We start from the raw sequence: 13,944 nt of genomic DNA on the forward strand, positions 1-13,944 counted from the left end.
CCGTGAAGGTCAAGAAGGTCGCGCCGACGAGCGGACCCCTTGACAAGCGGAATCTTCTCCTGGCCGCTGTCGCCTGGGTCGCGGGCCGAATAGGCTCCGGCTCGGGCGGCACGGCGGGGAAGTCCGCCGTCAAGAGCGGGCGCCGCGCCGCCGCCGGTGGCAAGAAGGTCGCCGCGTCACGGACCAGGTCGACCCGCACGCCCTCGGGCTCGGCGACCGGATCCGCTGTCGACAAGAAGACGCTCAAGGCGGAGAAGGCCAAGCGGAAGGCGCGCGCCAAGAGCGCCGCCGTGCCGCCAAAGATCGTCGCCAAGCAGTCGCGCAAGGCCGCGAAGCTCACGAAGAAGAGCAGGGCACGCACGTAGCCCGCCGCGAGAACGCCCCGACCACCCGGTCGGGGCGTTCTCGCGTGTACGGGCTCTGTCTCCCGCCTATCGCAGTGCAGGACCCGATGGGTCGCGGTCAGAGGCCGCCGGACACCGTGATCACGGCGCCGGACATGTAGGAAGCGCGCTCGGACAGCGCGTGCGCCACCGTCGGGGCGATGTCCTCGGGCAGACCGGCGCGTCGGAGCGGGATACCGGGGACGGCGCGGTCGACGCGACCCGCGTCGCCGGCGTCGGCGTGGATGGTCGTGCGCACGATGCCCGGGGAGACGGCGTTCACCCGCACGCCCTCCGGGCCGAGCTCCACGGCGAGGCCGCGAGTGAGGGTCTCGACCCCGGCCTTCGCCGCCGCGTAGTGCACGTAGGTGTGCGGCGACCCGGTCGCGGCCGCCAGAGACGTGATGTTGACGATGGCACCGCCCCGGCCCCCGCGGGACCTGCTCATCGTGCGCGCCGCAAGTCGGCAGCACAGCACGGTGCCGACGAGGTTCAGCTCGATCACCCGGCGGATGACGGCCACCGGCGTGTCCGCGAGGTCGCCGATGAAGGACGTGGCGCCGGCGTTGTTCACGAGCCCGGTGACCGGTCCGAGCGTCGCCGCCCGGGCGAACAGCTCCTCCACCTGCTCCTCGTCCGTCACGTCGGCGCGCACCGGCAGGCAGCGGCCGCCGAGGGCCTCGATCCTGCCCGCCAGTTCGACGGCGGCCGCCTCGTCGGAGGCGAAGTTCAGGACGACGTCGTGCCCCTCGCGGGCGAGCTCGAGGGAGATGGCGGCGCCGATGCCGCGGGACCCGCCGGTGACGATCGTGACGGGTCGGGAGGGCGCGTCGATCATCCCGACACCGTACCGCCGGAGCCCGCGGCGCCGTCGTGCGTCACGACCAGTCGGGGGCGCGCGTCGCGCCGGACGCGCACGCGCAGGTGCTGGTAGCGCACCAGCCAGAACACGGCGAGCAGGGCCGCGAGCAGCCCGGACCCCGCGCCGACGCCCATGGCCCACCTCGGCCCGAAGGCGTTGGCGACCCAGCCGACCACCGGCGCACCGAGCGGCGTACCGCCGACGAAGATGGCCATGTACAGGGCCATGACCCGGCCGCGCATGGCCGGCTCCGTCGTGAGCTGCACGGTGCTGTTCGCCGCGGTCATCAGCGTCTGCGAGACGACGCCGACGAGGGTGAGGGCGGCGGCGAAAAACCAGTACGAGGGGGCGACGGCGGCAAGGAGCACGGTGATGCCGAAGAGGGCGGCGCCGAGGAACACCGATCGCATCCGCGGCCGCTCCCGGCGAGCGGAGACCAGGGCGCCCGCCACCGAGCCGAGGGCCAGGAAGCTCGACAGCAGCCCGAACGCCTCGGCGCCCGCGGAGAACTCCACCGTTGCCATGGTCGAGGTGAAGATGGGGAAGTTGTAGCCGAACGTGCCCACGAGGAACACGATCACGAGGATGATCACGATGTCGCCGCGACCCGCGACGTAACGCATGCCCTCCCGCAGCCTTCCCCTGCCGCGCGCGGCGGGCGGCGCCGGGCGGAGCGCGTCGACGCGCATGCGGTGCAGGGAGGCGAGCACGGCGAGGAAGCTCACCGCGTTGAGGAGGAAGACCCAGCCCGTGCCGATCAGGGCGATGAGCACGCCCGCCACGGCGGGGCCGACCATGCGCGCAGCGCTGAAGGACGCGGAGTTGAGCGCGACCGCGTTGGCGAGGTTGGAGTCCGAGACGATCTCGGACACGAACGCCTGCCTCGCCGGGGCGTCGAGCGCGGCGACGATGCCGAGCAGGAGCGCGAACCCGTACACGTGCCAGAGGTGCGCAACCCCGGTGAGCACGAGCAGGCCGAGCGCCAGGCCGAGCAGCCCCATGACGGCCTGGGTGACCATCAGCAGCTTCCGCTTGTCGTACCGGTCGGCGAGCACCCCGGCGTACGGGGAGAGCACGAGCATCGGCCCGAACTGCAGGGCCATGACGATGACGACGGCCGCAGCGTCGTGGTCCGTGAGCTCGGTGAGCACGATCCAGTCCTGCGCGGTGCGCTGCATCCAGGTGCCGACGTTCGACACGAGGGCGCCCGTGAACCACAGGCGGTAGTTGGGCACCGCGAGGCTGCGGAACATGCTGCTCACGAGGACGGGCCCCGGCGAATCGCGCCTGGGCGGGTCACGCGCGGGCGGGCCGCGGGCGAGAGGGACGGGCGCGAGCGTCTCACGCGCGCTCGTGCGCCGCGAGGGCGTCTGCCGCCCGCACGAGCGCGAGGTGGGACAGTGCCTGCGGCGTGTTGCCGACCTGCCGGCCGGTGCCGACGTCGTACTCCTCGGAGATCAGCCCGAGGTCGGTCGCGAAGGACACCAGCCGATCCATCAGGGCGTGCGCGTCGCCCAGCCTGCCGGTGTGTGCGTACTGCTCCACCAGCCAGAACGAGCACGCGAGGAAGGGGTGCTCGCCCGGCGGCAGGCCGTCGACGCCCTGCTCGGTGTTGTAGCGCAGGAGCAGCCCGTCGCGCACGAGCGTGCGCTCCATGTGCGCGACCGTCGCCAGCATCCGGGGATCGTCGTGGCGGCAGAAGCCGACCTGGGGAAGGACGAGGAGCGAGGCATCCGTCTCGAGCGAGCCGTAGTGCTGCACGAAGCCGCCGTGCTCGGGGTGCACGCCCTTCTCGTCGATCTCCTCCCGGATGCGGTCGCGCAGCTCCACCCACGCGTCTCGCGGGCCCGGGAGTCCGTGGTTGTCGATGCCCATGATGCCGCGGTCCAGGGCGGCCCAGAGCATCACCCGCGAGTGGGTGAAGTGCTGCGGCACGGCGCGGATCTCCCAGATCCCCTGGTCCTTGCGCCGCCAGTTCCGCTGGATGAACTTGAGGAGCGCGCGCTGCAGGCTCCAGCTGTACTCGGTCTCCGTCACGCCCGCCTCGCGGGCGCGCTGGAGCGCGACCATGACCTCGCCGATCACGTCGGCCTGGTACTGGTCGACGGCGCCGTTGCCCACGCGCACGGGGGCGGACCCCTCGTAGCCCGGCAGCTGCGGGAGCACGCGCTCGGGGAGGTACCGCTCACCGCTCAGGCCGTACATGATCTGCACGTCGTTCGGGTCGCCGGCGATCGCGCGCAGCAGCCAGCCGCGCCAGTTCATGGCCTCGACGTCGAAGCCGTGGTCGAGCAGCACCTCGAGGGTGAGGGACGCGTCGCGCAGCCAGACGTAGCGGTAGTCCCAGTTGCGGGTGCCGCCGAACTCCTCCGGCAGGGACGTCGTCGCCGCGGCGACGATGCCGCCGGTGTCCTCGTGGGTGAGGGCGCGCAGCACGAGCAGCGAGCGCAGCACCTGCTCGTAGTGGGGGCCGTCGTAGCTGATGGTGGAGGCCCAGGTCTCCCACCAGACCGTGGTCTCCGCGAGCTCGTCGTCGATGTTCACGGGCGGCGGCGCCTGCCGGTGCGACGGATACCAGGTGAGCGAGACGTCGACCGTCTCGCCGGCCGAGACGTCGAACTCGCCGCGGTGCAGCATGTCGGACGGCGCCATGCGCGGTCCGCGCAGCACGATCGAGTCCGGCCCGGCGACCGCGATGAGCCGCGGGTCGTCCTCGTCGCGCACCTGTCGGATCCACGGCGTCGCGGTCGCGTAGCCGAACCGGATGCTCACCTCCTGGGCCATGGTGACCGTGCCGCGGATGCCGCGGATCCGGCGCACGACGTCGGCCCTGCGATTGCCCTGGCTCATGAACTCGGTGATCTCGACCTCGCCGGTCGGCGTGGTCCAGGTCGACCAGAGGATGAAGGTGTGCCCGAGGTACTCGCGATGGGTGAGCGTCGCCTCTCCCGCGGGCGCGAGCAGCCAGCGCCCGTGCTGGTTCGTGCCGAGCAGCGCAGCGAAGGCGGAGTCGGAGTCGTAGCGGGGGAGGCACAGCCAGTCGATGCTGCCGTCCTTGCCCACGAGCGCGGCCGTGTGGCAGTCGCTGAGCAGGGCGTAGTCCTCGATGCGCTGAGCCATGCTGCCAATCCTTCCACGGGCTACTCTTGCCAAACATGGACCAGCGTGCGGCGACCCTTCTCATCCTCGGCGCGAGCGGCGACCTGTCGTCCCGATTGCTGATGCCCGGTCTCGGCCAGCTGCTCGCCGCGGATCCCTCCCTCGACCTGCAGCTCCTCGGCGCGGGCGTCGAGGAGTACACGGTGGAGGAGTGGCAGGCGCGGGTGACCGAGGCGTTCTCCGGCGCGGAGGACACGGACGGGAACCTGGCCCGGGCGATCGAGAAGACGCGCTACCTCACCGCCGACGTGACGACCACGGCCGACATGCAGCGCCTGCTCGACGCCTGCGACAACCCGCCCGCCATCTACTTCGCCCTCCCGCCCGCCGTGACCGTCCGGTCCTGCGAGGCGCTGCGCGCCCTCGACCTGCCGAAGGGCACCTCCCTCGCTCTGGAGAAGCCGTTCGGCACGAACGAGGAGAGCGCACACTCGCTGAACGAGCTCCTGCGCGGGCTCGTTCCCGAGGACCGGGTGCAGCGGGTTGACCACTTCCTGGGTCGCTCGACCGTGCTGAACCTCATGGGCCTGCGCTTCGCCAACCGCATCTTCGAGCCGCTGTGGAACAACCAGCACGTGCAGAGCGTGGAGATCGTGTACGACGAGCAGCTGGCGCTCGAGAACCGGGCCCGCTACTACGACCAGGCGGGCGCGCTCATCGACATGATCCAGAGCCACCTGCTGCAGGTGCTCGCGGTGTTCGCCATGGAGCCGCCGACGACGCTGCACGCCGAGGACGTGCGCGACGCGAAGGGCATCCTGCTGCGCTCGACCCGGATCTGGGGCGACGACCCGAAGACCGCGGGCCGGCGCGCCCGGTACACGGCTGGCGAGTTCGAGGGGCGCTCGCTGCCCTCCTATGCGGACGAGGAGGGCGTGGACCCCGCGCGCAAGACGGAGACCCTCGCCGAGCTCACGGTCGAGGTGCAGAACTGGCGTTGGGCCGGCGTGCCGTTCCTGCTGCGGTCGGGTAAGGCGCTCGGCGCGAGGCGGCGCGAGATCCTCGTCACGTTCAAGCCGGCCCCGCACATCCCCGACGGCCTGCAGGGCACGGCGCTGCCGGACCGCATGCGCATCTCCCTCAGCCCGGACGAGCTCGCTCTCGAGATCAACGTGAACGGGCCGGGCGACCCGGACTACATCGACCGCGTCTCCCTCGACGTCGCGTTCCAGCCGGGCACGCTCCCGGCCTACGGCGAGGTGCTGCAGGGCATCGTGAAGGGCGACCCGACGCTCGCCGTGCGCGGCGACACGGCCGAGCAGTGCTGGCACATCCTCGAGCCGGTGCTCGCCGCCTGGCGGGCGGACGAGGTGCCGCTCGACGAGTACCCGGTCGGCTCGACCGGCCCGGAGAGCTGGTCGGGCCTACCCGGGATCTAGCACAGCCCGGCGTCCGGCAGAACGTGAACGGCCGACCGGCGAGCGCCGGTCGGCCATTTCGCTGTCGGCTCGTGCGAGCTGTCAGTCGTTGTTCTTGTAGTCCTCGTGGACCGAGCCGATCGCGACGGCGAGCGTGATGGCCCAGCTGAGCCACATCAGGACGAGGCGCCAGTCGTGCGGACCGGAGCGGGTCGCCTTGACGGTGCTCCAGCCGCCGAGCACCGCGCTCAGGATGCTGCCGTTCAGGATGTACTTGCGCATGTGACCTCCAGTAGGGGATTCCACGCTACTGCAGACGATCGAGGCACGCCGGGGGCGGTGACCCCGCCCCGAGGGGCGGGCATGGCGCCGCAGTAGGGCCGAAACGCCCTCAGCGCAATCCCCAGGTTGCTGACCGATCGGTCAGTGTAGGCTCACCGGGTGCAGACCAGCCCCCTCCCCGACGCCCCAGCCCGGCAGACCGCCCGCGAGGAGCTGAAGACCATCGCGCTGCGGCAGTTCGCCTCCGTCGGCTTCGCGGGCACGTCGCTGCAGCAGATCGCGGATGCCGCCGGCTACTCCAAGTCGAGCGTGCTCTACCACTTCGCCTCCAAGGAGGCGCTGCTCGAGGCGACGCTGACCCCGGCGATGGACACCCTCGGGGAGATCCTCGACCGGTTCGTCGCCCGCGCGCCGTCCCGGTCCTCCCAGGACGCGTTCGTCGTGGAGTTCATCGACTTCCTGCTCGCGAACCGGCTGCAGGTGCACATGTTCGTGAACCAGGGGCAGTCGTTGCAGGGCATGGCCGTCATCCAGCGCGCCAACGGCCTCATCGAGACGCTCGCGCAGTCCCTCTGCGGCGAGATGCGCACCGCCGAGGAGCGCGTGCGCTTCTCGGTCGCCCTCGGCGGCGCCGCCTACATGCTCTCGGCGGCCGAGATGTGGTCGACCACCCCGCTGTCCGACGACGAGACCAGGGCTGCTCTCGTCACGGTCGTGTCCGAGCTGCTCGCCCCGATGCAGCTGCGCCCCGTCGCGTCCTGACCCGCGCCGCCACCCGCCGCCACCCCGCCCCGACCGACCCCGCCACCCGAGGAGCCCGCAGCCCATGGCAACCCTGCTCTACAGAATCGGCACCTTCGCCTACCGCCGCGCCTGGCCGGTGGTCATCGCGTGGGTGCTCGTGCTCGCCGCCGTCGTCGGCGGCGGCCTCGCGCTCGGCGGCACGACCGAGGAGTCGTTCAAGATCCCGGGCACGGAATCGCAGGAGGCGATCGACCGCCTCTCCGCCGTGTTCCCGCAGGCCGCGGGCGCGAGCGCCCAGATGATCTTCGTCGCCCCGGAGGGCGAGAGCATCAGCGCGGAGGAGTACCGCCAGCCCATCGAGGACGCGGTGGCCGAGGCCGGCGAGGTCGATGGCGTCGAGCAGTCGCTCTCGCCCTTCTCCGAGTACGCGACGGACGCCGTCTCGGACAACGACCGTGCCGCCATCGGCACCGTGCAGTTCACCGGCCAGTCCGACGAGGTGACGGACGAGTCGCTCGACGCCATCCGCGAGGCCGCGGCCCCGGCCGAGGACGCGGGCCTCACCGTGCAGTTCGGCGGCCAGGTGTTCCAGGACCTGGAGTACGGCCTGACGCCGACCGAGGCGCTCGGCGTGCTCTTCGCCGCGATCGTGCTGTTCGTCACGTTCGGCTCCCTGCTGGCCGCGGGGATGCCGCTGCTCACCGCGCTGGTCGGCGTCGGCGTCGTCATGGGCGGCGTCATCGCGGTCTCGGCCTTCATGCCGGTCTCCAGCGCGTCGCCGCTGCTCGCCGTCATGATCGGCCTCGCGGTCGGCATCGACTATGCCCTGTTCATCCTCATCCGGCACCGGAACCAGCTCGCCGTCGGCATGCCCGCCGCCGAGTCCGCGGCCACCGCCGTCGCCACCGCGGGCAGCGCCGTCGTGTTCGCGGGCGTGACGGTGATCATCGCCCTGCTCGGGCTCCTCGTCGTCGGCATCCCCTTCCTCAGCGTGATGGGCGTCGCCGCCGCGCTCGCCGTGCTGCTCGCCATGCTCTCCGCGCTCACGCTCCTGCCCGCGCTCCTCGGCCTCGCCGGCGAGCGCCTCGCCCCGAAGCCCGGCTCGCGCGCCTACCGGCGGGCGCATCCGGTCGGCACGGGCGCCCGCTCCTTCGGCGAGCGCTGGGTGCGGATCGTGCTGAAGGCGCCGATCGTATTCGTGCTCCTCGTCGTCGGCATCGCCGGCGCGATGCTCGTGCCCGCGCTGCAGCTGCAGCTCGCCCTGCCGAGCGGCGGCACCGAGCCCGAGGGCTCCACCGCCCGGGTCGCCTACGACACGGTCTCCGACAACTTCGGTCCCGGCCGCAACGGCCCGCTCGTCCTGCTCGTCGACATCACGCAGACGAACGACCCGATCGGCGACCTCGAGAGCATCGCGGACGAGCTCCGCCCGCTCGAGGACGTCGCGTCCGTCGGCGCGGGCACGCCCAACCCGTCGCTCGACACCGCCATCCTCCAGGTCATCCCGGAGAGCGCACCGGACTCCCCGGAGACCACCCAGCTCGTGCAGGCCATCCGCGATCTCGCGCCCGACATCGAGGAGCGCTACGACACCGACATCGCGGTCACCGGCACGACGGCGGTGCAGACGGACATCTCGAGCAGGCTGAACAACGCGCTCGTGCCGTTCGGCATCGTGGTCGTCGGCCTGTCGATCCTGCTGCTGATGGTCGTGTTCCGCTCGGTGTTCGTGCCGGTGAAGGCCGCGGTCGGCTTCCTGCTCTCCGTGATCGTGTCCTTCGGCGTCGTCGTCGCGATCTTCCAGCAGGGCGTCTTCGCCGACGCGCTGCACGTGTCGCCCGGCCCCATCCTCAGCTTCATGCCGATCCTGCTCATGGCGATCCTGTTCGGGCTCGCGATGGACTACGAGGTCTTCCTCGTGTCCGGGATGCGCGAGAACTTCGTGCACACCGGGGACGCGCGCGGCGCCATCGTGCACGGCTTCTCCGGCGCGGCCCGGGTCGTCACGGCGGCGGCGCTCATCATGTTCTTCGTCTTCGCCGCGTTCGTGCCGGAGGGCGCGGGCGTCATCAAGACCATCGCCCTCGGGCTCGCGGTCGGCATCTTTTTCGACGCGTTCCTCGTGCGCATGACCCTCGTGCCCGCGGCCATGGCGCTCGTCGGCCGCGGCGCGTGGTGGCTGCCGCGCTGGCTGAGTCGCCTGCTGCCGAACGTGGACATCGAGGGCGAGAGCCTGCGCGACCACCGCGACGCCACGACCTGGGCCGAGGCCCGGGACGGCGAGGCGGTCACGGCCGACGACCTCGTCCTCGGCTCCGCGGGTCGGCGCGTCGGGCCGCTCGCCTTCTCGGTGCGCACCGGCGAGACCGCGGTCGTCACGGGCGAGGAGCTCGACCGGCGCCTGCTCGCCGCCGCGCTCGCCGGCCGGCTCGCCCCGGTGTCCGGGCGCGCGCAGGTCGCGGGCCACCCGCTGCCCAGCGAGTCCGGGCGGGTCCTTCGCCTCGTCGCCCTCGGCGACACGACGAGGCTCGACGAGGCGGACGAGCGGCTCACCCTCGCCGACCTGTTCGCCGAGCGACTGAGCCTCCGCGGTCCCGCCTGGCGCTCCCTCCGGCAGGGCGGCCGCGTGGCCGCCGAGATCGAGCGGGTCAACGTCGCAATCGACGAGGCGTGGAACCAGCTGCCCATGGAGGCGGGAGACGCCCGTCCCGTCGCGGCGAGCAGCACCCTCGCCGAGCTGCCGCGCCTCCAGCGCGCCGTCGCCCTCGCGGCGCTCGCCGCGGTGGAGCGGACTCCCGTGCTCGTGCTCGAGACGGGCGACGGCTTCCCGAGCTCCGACGAGGAGCGCGCCTTCGTCGCCGCGGTGCGCGCGCTCGTGCACGTCGGCACCGCCGTGCTCCTGCTCGGCGCGGATCCCCTCGAGGAGCGCGACGGCCCCGGCCCGCGCATCGTCCTCGCCGCCTCCGACGCCCCGCGCGTCGCCGACCTCTCCCTCGCGTGATGGCACGCGCGGCAAACGCAACAGCACCCGTTCGTTCGGAAAGGAACACCATGAGCCGCTGGAGGAAGCGCTCGATCCTCGTCCTCATCTCGGGCGTCCCGCTCGTGGTCGCCGGCCTGTTCGTCGGCGCCCTGTCCCAGGCGGACACCGGCATCGAGCGCGTGCCCGCGGCGATCGTCAACCAGGACGAGATGGTGCAGCAAACCCTGCCGGACGGCACCCAGCAGCCCGTGCTCGCGGGACGCCTGCTCGTGACCGAGCTCACGAGCGACGACGCCCAGGCGTTCGACTGGACCATCACCAACGAGGAGCAGGCGGAGGACATGCTGAGCCGCGGCGAGGTCTACGCCGTGCTCACCGTGCCGGAGAACTTCTCCGCCTCCATCACCTCGCTGTCCCAGCCCACGCCCGAGCGCGCCGAGCTGACCGTCGAGACGGACGACGCGCACGGCTACCTCACCGGCGCGGCGACGCAGGCCGTCGGCACCGGGATGGTCGCGGTGTTCGGCAACGACATCACGGCGCAGTACGTGAACGGCGTGTTCACGGGCTTCGGCAGCATCAGCGGCGCGTTCACCCAGGCGGCGGGCGGCGCCGACCAGCTGTCAGCTGGCGCGACCAGCCTCGGCACGGGACTCGACGAGCTGACCGGGGGAGTGGTCGCGTCGCAGCAGGGCGCCGAGGCGCTCGCGGACGGCGTCGCGCAGTACACGCACGGCGTGGACGAGCTGAGCTCCGGGCTGGACCAGCTGAGCGCGGGTGCGGGGCAGCTCGACCAGCTGTCCGGCGGCATCGAGCAGTACACCGGAGGCGTGAGCCAGTTGAGTGCCAATCTCGCGCAGGTGCTGCAGATTCCGGCGTTCATCCCGAATCCGGCCGCGCCCGCCGCCTCGCCCGCGACCCCGGTCCCGGCCCAGCCGGACCCGCGTCAGGCGCCCGCCGATCCCGCGGCCCCCGTCGTACCGCCGGTCGCCCCGGTCGCTCCGGTCGCCCCGGTTGCACCTGCCCCGCCGGCCCTTGTGCCGAACCCCGCTCGGGAGGGGGCGCTGCAGCAGATCGCGGCAGGGCTCGCCGAGCTCGCGTCGGGCGGCGAGCAGTTGAACGCCGGCGCCGCCGGCATCGACCAGCTCCAGTCGGGCATCGCGGCCAGCGCATCCGGGGCCGCCCAGCTCTCCGCCGGGTCCGAGGGCCTGCGTGACGGCGCGTCCGCGCTCGGCGACGGTCTCGGCCGGCTCGCCGAGGGCGCGTCGGCCACGGTAGGCGGCGCCACCGGCCTCGCGACCGGCGCCACCGAGCTCGCCGACGGCCTCGAGCAGGGCGCGGAGTCGATCCCCAGCTACACGGACGACGAGGCGGAAGACGCGGCGGGCGTCGTCGCGGATCCGATCACCCTCACGGTCGAGCGGGACAACGAGGTGACCGACGTCGCGTCCGGCGTCTCCTCGCTCGTCGTGCCGCTCGGCCTGTGGCTCGGCGCGCTCGCGATCTTCCTCGCGCTGCGTCCGCTCGCGCGCCGCGCCCTCGCGTCGCCCGCGCCCACGGGGCGCCTGCTCCGGCGCTCGCTCGGCGCGGCGCTCGGCATCGCGGCCGTGCAGGCGGTTCTCCTGGTGGCGCTGCTTCACACGGCCGTCGGCATCGACTGGGCGCTGCTGCCGGTGACGCTGGTGTTCTCGCTGCTGATGGCGGGTGCGTTCACGGCGTTCCACTACCTGCTCACCGCGGCGTTCGGCCGGGTCGGGCTGATCGTCTCGCTGCTGCTGCTCGCCATCCAGCTGACCGCCACGGGCGGGCTCTACCCGATCCAGCTCGTGGCGTCGCCGTTCCAGGCCATCAGCCCGTTCCTGCCGCTCACCTACGGCGTGCAGGGGATGCAGGCGATCGTCGCTGGCGGGTCGGCCGGCACGGTGATCACGGCGATGATCGTGCTCGCGCTGTTCGGCGTCGTCTGCGTGCTGCTGTCCTACCTCGCGGTGCGCCGCTCGCGCCGGGCCAGCGCCCTCGGCCTGGTGCCCGCGACGGCCTGACCCGCCCGCCGCGGCGTCGAGCGACGGCACGCCAAGCGCGACGGCACGCACCACGCACCGCACGCCGAGACGCCCCTGCCCAGGCAGAGGCATCGTGCCCAGGTTGAAACTGGGCAGGATGCTCCTGCCTGGGCAGGGGCGCTTCGATGAGAGGCGCGCGGTGGGCGAGGCGGGGTGCTAGAGGGAGGGGAGCGGGGTGCTCCAGCCCGCGAGCACCGGGGCCAGGGCATTGATGCGCTCGTCGCGCACCGCCGCCGCGTGCGCCTCCGCCAGCACGTCGGCGATCTGCACGCGCTGACCCGTCTCGGCCGAGCGGACCGCGGCCTCCACCATCGCGAGGCTCAGCACGTTGCTGTGCACCTCGCCGGACGGCACGTCTCCGGTGCGTAGCACCGACACGAACTCGGCGAGCGAGCCCGCGATCTCCTCGGGCACCTCCGGCCCCAGGTCGACGGGGACGGGCCCGGATGCGGATGCGCCGGTTGCGCCGGCATCGGACCCGGGCGTCGCGTCCGCGGCCCACTGCACCAGTGGGGTGCCCTGGCCGTCCCAGGTGGCCGTTCCCCGAGCCGCGCTCACCCGCCAGTCGCCGTTCCACGACGTCTCCTGCCCGTCGCTGCACCAGCTGCCCGTGTAGACGTACCGCGCGCCGCCCGCGAACTCGAAGACGGCGGTCGCGGCGGCGTCACCGGCGTACCAGCTCCAGCTCGGGTTGAACTCCTCGCAGTACACGGACACGGGGTCGGCGTCGAGAAGGTAGCGCGACGCGTCGAACGCGTGGATCGCCATGTCGACGAGGAGCACGTGGTCCATCTCCTCCCGGAAGCCGCCGAAGTGCGGCGCCTTGAAGAAGTTCGTCGTCACGACGCCGACGTCGCCGAGCTCCGCGACCTGGCGCTTCAGGGCCGCGAGGGCGCGGTAGTAGCGCCGCGACTGGCTGATCATGAGCAGCCGGCCGCTCGCCTCGGCGGCCGCGACGAGCGACAGCGCCTGACTCACGGTCGGCGCCACGGGCTTCTCGCAGAGCACGGGGAGCCCGGCGAACAGGGCCTCGACGTTGACGGGGTGGTGCGCGGCCGGGATCGTGACGTTGACCACGGCCTGCGCGCCCGTCGCGGACGCGATCTCGGTGAGGCTCCTGGCGACGGGCAGGCCGGTCAGGCCGACGTCCTCGAGCGCCGCGGCGGCGCCCTCGAGGTTCAGGTCGACGAGCCCGACGAGCTCGACGTCCGGCGACGCGCTCAGGGTGCGCAACCACTGCTTGCCCATGCCGCCGGCGCCGACGAGCACGACCCGGACCGGCGCGGACGCGTCGGGAAGCGGCGGATAGGTGCTCACTGGGCCTTCAGCGCTCCCTGGTAGCCCTGGCCGTTGTAGAAGTCCTCGGTCTCGTAGCGCAGGAGCACCGGGCTGGTGCGCTCGGGCCGGTAGGTCTTCGCCCAGACGACGCCGTTCGCGATCACCCGGCGCACGTCCTTGTGGAAGTAGACGGGGTAGTCCTGGTCGCCCGGGCTGAAGAAGAAGATCTTGCCGAACCCGCGGCGGAACGTGCAGCCGCTGCGGAAGACCTCGCCGCCGGAGAACGTGCTGAGGAAGATCAGCTCGTCGGGGGCGGGGATGTCGAAGAACTCCCCGTACATCTCCTGCTCCGGGATGATGAACGGGTGCGGCACGCCCTGCGCGATGGGGTGCGTGGGGTCGACCGTCCAGACGATCTCCCGGTCCCGCTCGGAGCGCCAGCGGAGGGTGCACGTCGTGCCCATGAGCTTGCCGAAGATCTTCGACCAGTGGCCGGAGTGCAGCACGAGCAGGCCCATGCCCGCCAGGACGTGCCGGTGCACGCGGTCGACCACCTCGTCGGACACCTCGCCGTGGGCGGCGTGGCCCCACCACACGAGCACGTCCGTGTTCTCGAGCACCTCCTCGGTGAGGCCGTGCTCGGGGTCGTCGAGCGTCACGGTGCTCACCACGGCGCCCTGGCCGAGGTTCTCCTCGATGCCCTGCCGGATCGCGTTGTGCATCCCCTCCGGGTAGATCTCCGCCACCTCCGGCTCCAGCTGCTCGTGGCGGTTCTCGCCCCAGACGACCACCCGAACGGGGCCGTCAGCGGTTATGGGATTCGTCATATCGT

The 13,944-nt window shown here is 72.3% G+C and carries 11 protein-coding genes; 5 read left to right on the top strand and 6 right to left on the bottom strand.

Annotated elements, in window-relative coordinates; genetic code table 11:
* Window positions 1-2 precede the first annotated feature (2 nt).
* Window positions 3-365 carry a hypothetical protein gene (locus DAI20_RS07080; protein WP_108249898.1) on the top strand — a complete coding sequence of 121 codons (363 nt, stop codon included), beginning with the start codon at window positions 3-5 and terminating at the stop codon, window positions 363-365.
* A gap of 97 nt (window positions 366-462) precedes the next feature.
* On the opposite strand, the gene DAI20_RS07085 is transcribed toward DAI20_RS07080, so the two are convergent.
* From DAI20_RS07085 to DAI20_RS07095, 3 genes are all read right to left on the bottom strand, one after another.
* Window positions 463-1,221, bottom strand: coding sequence for an SDR family NAD(P)-dependent oxidoreductase (locus DAI20_RS07085; RefSeq protein ID WP_108249899.1), 759 nt, complete (start codon window positions 1,219-1,221; stop codon window positions 463-465).
* Complete coding sequence (locus DAI20_RS07090; RefSeq protein WP_108249900.1) at window positions 1,218-2,507, bottom strand: MFS transporter; 1,290 nt, start codon at window positions 2,505-2,507, stop codon at window positions 1,218-1,220. Before DAI20_RS07090 ends, DAI20_RS07085 begins: the two co-directional genes overlap by 4 nt.
* 79 nt (window positions 2,508-2,586) lie before the next feature.
* Window positions 2,587-4,365: a glycoside hydrolase family 15 protein gene (locus DAI20_RS07095; RefSeq protein WP_108249901.1), complete on the bottom strand. Its 1,779-nt coding sequence runs from the start codon at window positions 4,363-4,365 to the stop codon at window positions 2,587-2,589.
* Between the two features lie 35 nt (window positions 4,366-4,400).
* Here DAI20_RS07095 and DAI20_RS07100 point away from each other — a divergent pair, with 35 nt between their 5' ends.
* Window positions 4,401-5,783 carry a glucose-6-phosphate dehydrogenase gene (locus DAI20_RS07100; protein WP_108249902.1) on the top strand — a complete coding sequence of 461 codons (1,383 nt, stop codon included), beginning with the start codon at window positions 4,401-4,403 and terminating at the stop codon, window positions 5,781-5,783.
* An 81-nt stretch (window positions 5,784-5,864) separates the two neighbouring features.
* On the opposite strand, the gene DAI20_RS07105 is transcribed toward DAI20_RS07100, so the two are convergent.
* Window positions 5,865-6,044, bottom strand: coding sequence for a hypothetical protein (locus tag DAI20_RS07105; RefSeq protein ID WP_108249903.1), 180 nt, complete (start codon window positions 6,042-6,044; stop codon window positions 5,865-5,867).
* Between the two features lie 159 nt (window positions 6,045-6,203).
* Between DAI20_RS07105 and DAI20_RS07110 the strand changes: the two genes are divergently transcribed.
* The 3 genes from DAI20_RS07110 (at window position 6,204) to DAI20_RS07120 (ending at window position 11,813) form a co-directional block, all read left to right on the top strand.
* Entirely contained in the window at window positions 6,204-6,806 is a 603-nt protein-coding gene (locus tag DAI20_RS07110) for a TetR/AcrR family transcriptional regulator (RefSeq protein ID WP_108249904.1), read from the top strand.
* A gap of 64 nt (window positions 6,807-6,870) precedes the next feature.
* Window positions 6,871-9,789 carry an MMPL family transporter gene (locus DAI20_RS07115; RefSeq protein WP_108249905.1) on the top strand — a complete coding sequence of 973 codons (2,919 nt, stop codon included), beginning with the start codon at window positions 6,871-6,873 and terminating at the stop codon, window positions 9,787-9,789.
* A gap of 50 nt (window positions 9,790-9,839) precedes the next feature.
* Entirely contained in the window at window positions 9,840-11,813 is a 1,974-nt protein-coding gene (locus DAI20_RS07120) for a YhgE/Pip family protein (RefSeq protein WP_108249906.1), read from the top strand.
* A gap of 177 nt (window positions 11,814-11,990) precedes the next feature.
* On the opposite strand, the gene DAI20_RS07125 is transcribed toward DAI20_RS07120, so the two are convergent.
* Window positions 11,991-13,151 carry a Gfo/Idh/MocA family protein gene (locus DAI20_RS07125; protein ID WP_108249907.1) on the bottom strand — a complete coding sequence of 387 codons (1,161 nt, stop codon included), beginning with the start codon at window positions 13,149-13,151 and terminating at the stop codon, window positions 11,991-11,993.
* Window positions 13,148-13,939: a ThuA domain-containing protein gene (locus DAI20_RS07130; protein WP_205781382.1), complete on the bottom strand. Its 792-nt coding sequence runs from the start codon at window positions 13,937-13,939 to the stop codon at window positions 13,148-13,150. Before DAI20_RS07130 ends, DAI20_RS07125 begins: the two co-directional genes overlap by 4 nt.
* Window positions 13,940-13,944 lie beyond the last annotated feature (5 nt).

Origin of the sequence: Planctomonas deserti (genome assembly GCF_003067705.1) — a bacterium.
Lineage (GTDB): Bacteria > Actinomycetota > Actinomycetes > Actinomycetales > Microbacteriaceae > Planctomonas > Planctomonas deserti.

What these genes read in the sequence shown, in the direction of transcription:
- DAI20_RS07130 (WP_205781382.1), bottom strand. Translation starts at nt 13,939, where the DNA reads ATGACGAATCCCATAACCGCTGACGGCCCCGTTCGGGTGGTCGTCTGG.
- DAI20_RS07115 (WP_108249905.1), top strand. Translation starts at nt 6,871, where the DNA reads ATGGCAACCCTGCTCTACAGAATCGGCACCTTCGCCTACCGCCGCGCC.
- DAI20_RS07105 (WP_108249903.1), bottom strand. Translation starts at nt 6,044, where the DNA reads ATGCGCAAGTACATCCTGAACGGCAGCATCCTGAGCGCGGTGCTCGGC.
- DAI20_RS07095 (WP_108249901.1), bottom strand. Translation starts at nt 4,365, where the DNA reads ATGGCTCAGCGCATCGAGGACTACGCCCTGCTCAGCGACTGCCACACG.
- DAI20_RS07085 (WP_108249899.1), bottom strand. Translation starts at nt 1,221, where the DNA reads ATGATCGACGCGCCCTCCCGACCCGTCACGATCGTCACCGGCGGGTCC.
- DAI20_RS07100 (WP_108249902.1), top strand. Translation starts at nt 4,401, where the DNA reads ATGGACCAGCGTGCGGCGACCCTTCTCATCCTCGGCGCGAGCGGCGAC.
- DAI20_RS07120 (WP_108249906.1), top strand. Translation starts at nt 9,840, where the DNA reads ATGAGCCGCTGGAGGAAGCGCTCGATCCTCGTCCTCATCTCGGGCGTC.